Source organism: Streptomyces triticisoli, assembly GCF_003270085.1.
In the GTDB taxonomy this organism is placed as follows: Bacteria; Actinomycetota; Actinomycetes; order Streptomycetales; family Streptomycetaceae; genus Streptomyces; species Streptomyces triticisoli.
Window position 1 is genome coordinate 1 of the sequence record NZ_QFDQ01000273.1, and the last position, 5,841, is coordinate 5,841.

Below are 5,841 nucleotides of genomic sequence, written 5' to 3' on the forward strand. Positions count from 1 at the left end.
CCTGGAGGCGGCACTGCGCGCCCACGACGGGCGGGACGGCGGCTCGGCGCGGCTGCTGGCCCGCGCGGAGGAGGCGTTCGGGCCGATGCCGGGGCTGCCCGGCAGGCTCTACCCACGCCCCGACCGCGCCGCCGTCCTGGCCTCCTTCGCACCCCAGGTGGCGGTCTGCGCTCCGGACGACCCGGTCGCGGCGGGCATCCTGCGCGCGGCGGCCCGGCACATGGCCGAGTCGGCTGCGGCGGTCTGCCCGACCGCGGGGGAGCCTCTGCTGGCCCTGACCGGCGGCCTGTTCAAGCTGGGCAACCCTCTTCTCGTACCGCTGGAGCAGGAGTTGGCCGGGCGGCTGCCGCACGCGCGGCGGGTGCGCGCCGAGGGCGATCCGCTGCACGGCTGTGTACGGATCGCGACCGATCTGGCCAGGGACGTCCTCGCACTGCCGGGTGACGAGAAGTTGCTGTACGTACCGCCTCCGCAAAGGGACTGATCCCGCACACAGCCCGATCGGCTCGAATCCGTACGTAACTCATCAGACAAAACCGGACGGATACCGCTCACCTGCACCCTCCCCGAACAGGGAAACCCTCGAAGCCAGTAACATGCGGCGCCATGAGCTCCCCCACTGGGCCCGCGTCCGGCCTGCCAGTACGAATGCCGCGCCCCCGCCAGCCCGGACGGCACCGCCGCCCCGAACCGCTGGCGGCACCCGAGGGCGCGCCCGCGCTCGTCCTCGCGGTGCCGGGCACGCCCGGCGCCGCCACGCGCAGTCTCGCCGAGGAGGTCGTGAGCATCGCCCGCTCCGAGCTCCCCGGCCTCGACGCCCGGATCGGGTACCTCGACGGGGACGACGCGGAGTACCCGACCCTGCAGTCCGTGCTCGCCCACGCGGCCGAGGAGCGGACCGCCCGCTACGAGCAGGCTGTCGCCGCCGGTGTGGAGGCCAAGGAGCCCGAGGGTCCCGTCGCGGTCGTCGTGCCGCTGCTGGCCGGTCCGGACAGCGCGCTGCTGCGCCAGGTCCGGCAGGCGGTCATGGACAGCCGGATCGCGGCCGAGCTGACCGATGTGCTCGGCCCGCACCCGCTGCTCGCCGAGGCGCTGCACGTGCGTCTGTCGGAGGCGGGCCTGGCCCGCGCCGACCGCGCCCGCCTGTTCACCGTGGCGACCGCGGCGGACGGGATCATCCTCGCGTCGGTCGGCGGCGAGGAGGCCGTACAGGCGGCCGGGATCACCGGCATGCTGCTCGCCGCCCGTCTCGCCGTGCCGGTGATGGCGGCCGCCCTGGACCAGGAGGGTTCGATCGCCGGCGTCGCCGAGCAGCTGCGGTCCTCCGGCTCGCAGCAGCTGGCCTTGGCGCCGTACCTGATCGGCCCGGAGATCGACGCCGAGCTGGTCGACGCCGCCGCCACGGAGGCGGGCTGCTCCGCCGCGGAGGCGCTCGGCCCGTACCCGGCGATCGGCAAGCTCGTCCTGGCCAAGTACACGACGGCGCTGGGCATCGCCCCGCAGCAGCCGCAGGGTGCGCCGGTCCGCTGACGCGCGGTCCGTCCCCGTACGACAAGGGCCCGCTCCTCAGCCGTGAGGGGCGGGCTTTTCTGCCGCGTTCAGCCGGTTTGCCGCGTTCAGCCGAGGACCGCGCAGGACGCGGCCGTCAGCTCGGCCGTCCCGCCTTCACGCGTTACGCGGCCACCGCGCCCACCACCACGCTCGGCCACGGCCTCGGCTACCCCCTGCGGCCCGGTCTGCCCCGTCCGCCGCCCTTGGGGCCGCCGCCCCGTTGGCCGCGGGGCGTCGTCCTGCTGGACCGGCCCGTTGCCCCGGGCTTGCGGCGGGTGCCCCTGCCGTCGGCTCGCTGGTCCTCGCGCTGGGCCGGCGTCTGTGGCTGGGGCCGGGCGCGTCCCCGGGTGCTGTTGACCGTTCGGCCGCGGACGATCCCGATGAACTCCTCGACCAGGTCGGTGTGCGCCTCCTCCGGCCACGACAGCACGACGCTCGACTGCGGGGCGTCGACGACCGGCCGGTAGGTGAGGTCCCTGTGGTGGTGGAGGCGGGCCAGCGACTGGGGGACGACGAGCAGGCCCACGCCCGCCGCCACCAGCTCGACGGCGTCCCCCGTGGTGGCGGGCCGCTCGAAGGCGGGTTCGCCGGGCGGCCGTTCCCAGCCGAGGACGTCGTCGAGGGGGTGGAGGACGACCTCGTCGGCGAGGTCCGCCAGGGACACCTCGTCCACGGCCGTCACCAGGTGGTCCTTGGGGACGACCACCACCGTCGTCTCGGTGTAGAGGGGGATCGCGCTGAAGAACGTACAGTCCACCGGCAGGCGTACGATCCCCGCGTCCGCCGCGCCGTCGCGCAGCGCCCCGGACGCCTCGGCGGCCGGGACCTGGACGAGGGCGAGGGGGACGTCGGGCAGGCGCTCGTTCCAGATCCGCACCCACTTGGCGGGCGTCGCCCCGGGGACGTACGCGAGCCGGAACGAGACAGTTGCATCCGAGCCGGTCACCCCGCCAGGTTACCCGGCCTGGCGAAGGAGCTTGTCCCCGCTGCGCAGGCCGCCGAGCTCACGGCCGGGAGGGCCCGGAGCCGCTCTCCGGGGAGATCGCGGGCGGCTCACTCGTGGGGGACGACCGCCACGGGGCAGTCGGCGTGGTGGATGGCGGCGTGGGCGACCGGGCCGGTGTGCGGGCCCGCCGGGAGGGTGGACGGGCGGCGGCCGACGACGAGCAGGCTCGCGCCGGAGGCGGCCCGCACCAGCGCGGTCGAGGGCTTGTCCCGTACCACCGTCCCGACGACCTCCACCTCCGGGTACTTGTCCCGCCACACCTGGAGCAGCGCGGACAGGAACCCCTGCCACTCCTCGGCCCGCCCGGGGTCGTCCACCAGCGCGATCTCACCGGGGCCCAGACTCAGCGCGGACGGCTGCTGCCAGGCGTACACGGCCCGCAGCCGGGCCCGGCGCAGCTGCGCCTCCCGGAAGGCGAACTCGATCACCTCGTCGCACGGCACGGCGACGTTCAGGCCGAGCACCACGTCCCGGTAGCCGGTCCGGGTGGAGGCGCTGCCGTCGGCCGCCGGGAGGTGCTCGTCGGCGGCCTCCTCACCGGCCCGCACCAGAACGACCGGGCAGACGGCCCGGGCCACCGTGCCCAGGGCCACGGAGCCGACCAGGAAGCCGGTGAAGCCGCTCAGGCCGCGCGAGCCCAGCACCAGCACCTCGGCCCGCCCGGCCGCTCTCAGCAGGGCCGTGGTCGCCGGTCCGAGGACCTGCTCCTCCTCCAGACGCACACCGGGGCAGGCGCCGCGCACCCGGTTCTCCGCCCGGCTCAGCACCTGCCGGGCCAGACGCCGCCGGGCCGCGTCCACCCGCACGCCGTCGGCCGGGGCCGGGTGCCAGTTCCAGGCGTGGAACAGCCGCAGGCTCCGCCCCCGGCGCTCGGCCTCACGCGCGGCCCACTCGGCGGCGGCCAGACTCTCCTCGGAGCCATCGACTCCGGCGACGACGGGCGAAACCATGACGCACACCTCCCGTACTCCGATCCGCTCTCACTGCCAGCATCCCGTGATCCAGCGTGCCCGGGCAGGGGCCGCCCGGGCTCGGGACGGGGGCCGTTCGGCCCCTCCTTCCCCGTCCGGCTCGTCCGGTCAGCGCAGCTGGGGCTGGGCGACCCGGTGGCTGCGCCGGGTGACGGCACTGCGCACGCCGGTTCCGGTGAAGGCCAGGGCCGCGGCGGCGACCAGGCCCAGCAGGACCAGGCCGATCGCGTACGAGCCGTAGGCGCCGTACAGCGACCCCATCACCAGGGGCGGCAGGAAGCCGCCCAGACCGCCGGCGGCGCCGACGATGCCGGTGACCGAGCCGACCTGCTCGGCCGGGGCCAGCAGGGCCACCAGGGCGAACACGGCGCCGCTGCCCGCGCCGAGCGCGGCGGCCATGGCGAGGAAGGCGACGGTGCCGGTCGGGGCCAGCGGCGGGGTCGCGGACTGCACGAGTGCGCCCGCGAACACCACGGTCAGCGCTCCGGCGAGCACGCGCACCGCTCCGATGCGGTCCGACAGCCAGCCACCGGCCGGCCGCATCGCCACGGCCAGCAGTACGAACCCGGCCATCCGGTTCGCGGCGTCCGCCTGGGTGAGGCCGTAGCCGGTCTTCAGGTAGGTGGGCAGGTAGACGGAGAAGGCGACGTAGCCTCCGAAGGCCACCGCGTACAGGGCCGAGGCCTGCCAGGTGATGCCGAGCCTGCAGGTCGCGGCCAGCCGACGGGCCAGGGGTTCGGTCGGCACGGCGCGTCCGGGCGCGTCCCGCAGCACGAGGGCCGCTACGACCGCGTACACGGCGAGGACGGCCGCGGTGATCAGGAAGGGGTTGGCCATGCCCCGGGCATCGACCAGCTTCACCGTGGTCAGCGCGCTGATCGCGGTGCCGCCCATGCCCATGCCGAAGACGCCGATGGCCAGGCCGCGCCGCCGCGGCGGGAACCAGGCGCTGACGAAGGGCACGCCGACCGCGAAGGCGGTACCGCCGATGCCGAGGAAGAAGCCGCCCACCAGCAGCGCGGGCAGCGAGGAGTGCCCGGCCAGGCCCAGGTAGAGCACCGGCACGATCGTCACCGCCGACACCAGCGGGAACATCACCCGTCCGCCGAACCGGTCGGTCAGCGCTCCCACGGGGACGCGCCCCAGGGAGCCGACCACGACCGGCACCGCCACCAGCAGCGACTGCTCGAACGAGGACAGCTCCAGGCTGTCCTTGAAGCGCGGGCCCAGCGGGCTGAGCAGCGCCCAGGCCCAGAAGTTCACGGCGAAGCCCACCGTGGCCAGCGCCAGCATCAGCCAGGCCCGCCCGGACACGGGCGCGGGCGCGGCGTCCGACGCCGGCTCGCCCTTCTTCTTCCTCGACGGCTCCAGCATGCCGTTCGTCCCTTCGCTCGCGTAGTCGTACGGCACCGGGATGTCTCCCCCGAACCGCGGCTCCTCGTTCACCGACTCGGCCACCGGTTGCCACTATCCGCGCCGGCGCACACCGCCGAGGAGGGCCCGAGGGTCCCTGCCTCGGGACCGGCCGTCCCGACCCCACGGGGACCGGCCGTCCCGGCGCTGGGGCCGGCCGGCGGCCCCCGGGACCGGTGAGCCCGGCCGCCCCGGGGCGCGGCCACGGACAACACGGGCAGCCGGGTACCCGGTTGCTCTCGGGCATGTATCTCGGGGGCCCGCAAGGAGCACGGCACGCGCACCCCTCGGCGCTCCCGGTGAACTCCGCTCCGGACACGCACGCGACCGTGCCGCTGCGCACCTCGGCGAGGTCGGACCTCGTGCGGGCCGTAGCCGAAACGGGTCAGCAGACGGGGGCGACACCGGTGCCACGGGCCGGTCGTCGCCGCCCGCGGGTCCGGCCACTCCATCGCCTGACGCAGCGTCGAGGTGCGCACTCCGTGCCCGGTGGCCATAGGCAGCGCACGTTCCAGGGCCTGCCCCGCGCGCAGCCCGGGCAACGGGCCGGTGAAGGCCCTCGTCGGCATCCGCCCGGCCGCGTCCGGCGGGCCCAGCGGGGTGAGCGGAATGCCGTAGGGGTGGTGCGCGTCCGGGGGCGTCCCTTCGGCCCGCGCCGCCGTGATCATCTCGGTCACGGCCTGCTCCGGCACCGGCCGCCCGGTGAACGGCATGCGGCCGGTGCGACGGCGTCGTACCGGCCGCGGTACGGCAGGTTTCAGCCGAGGTGGGCCGCGGCGCCCCGGAGGGCGAGGACGGCCGCGCCCACGGACATCCGTCCGGCACCCGACACGGGCCCGGCCCCGCAGGCCCGCCCGTCACGCGCCGCGGGCCCGGTCCCGCAGGCCCGCGGCGCGTGAC

General features: G+C 75.8%; 4 protein-coding genes and 1 pseudogene. 2 read left to right on the forward strand and 3 right to left on the reverse strand.

What is annotated here, in order from left to right:
• Positions 1-484 (forward strand): annotated as a pseudogene (locus DEP02_RS30900) (ATPase); the annotation flags it as partial.
• Between the two features lie 122 nt (positions 485-606).
• Entirely contained in the window at positions 607-1,530 is a 924-nt protein-coding gene (locus DEP02_RS30905; RefSeq protein WP_112470977.1) for a sirohydrochlorin chelatase, read from the forward strand.
• Between the two features lie 187 nt (positions 1,531-1,717).
• Here the strand turns inward: DEP02_RS30905 and DEP02_RS30910 are convergent, their stop codons facing one another.
• The 3 genes from DEP02_RS30910 to DEP02_RS30920 form a co-directional block, all read right to left on the reverse strand.
• Positions 1,718-2,497 (reverse strand): LysR family substrate-binding domain-containing protein, encoded by a 780-nt coding sequence (locus DEP02_RS30910; RefSeq protein WP_112470978.1) that lies wholly within the window; start codon positions 2,495-2,497, stop codon positions 1,718-1,720.
• A gap of 107 nt (positions 2,498-2,604) precedes the next feature.
• Positions 2,605-3,507, reverse strand: coding sequence for a universal stress protein (locus DEP02_RS30915; protein ID WP_112470979.1), 903 nt, complete (start codon positions 3,505-3,507; stop codon positions 2,605-2,607).
• A gap of 129 nt (positions 3,508-3,636) precedes the next feature.
• Positions 3,637-4,902: a nitrate/nitrite transporter gene (locus DEP02_RS30920; protein ID WP_112470980.1), complete on the reverse strand. Its 1,266-nt coding sequence runs from the start codon at positions 4,900-4,902 to the stop codon at positions 3,637-3,639.
• Positions 4,903-5,841 lie beyond the last annotated feature (939 nt).

Bases quoted from the DNA above. Each gene is read 5' to 3' on its own strand.
- DEP02_RS30905 (WP_112470977.1), top strand. From the start codon at position 607: ATGAGCTCCCCCACTGGGCCCGCGTCCGGCCTGCCAGTACGAATGCCG.
- DEP02_RS30915 (WP_112470979.1), bottom strand. From the start codon at position 3,507: ATGGTTTCGCCCGTCGTCGCCGGAGTCGATGGCTCCGAGGAGAGTCTG.
- DEP02_RS30920 (WP_112470980.1), bottom strand. From the start codon at position 4,902: ATGCTGGAGCCGTCGAGGAAGAAGAAGGGCGAGCCGGCGTCGGACGCC.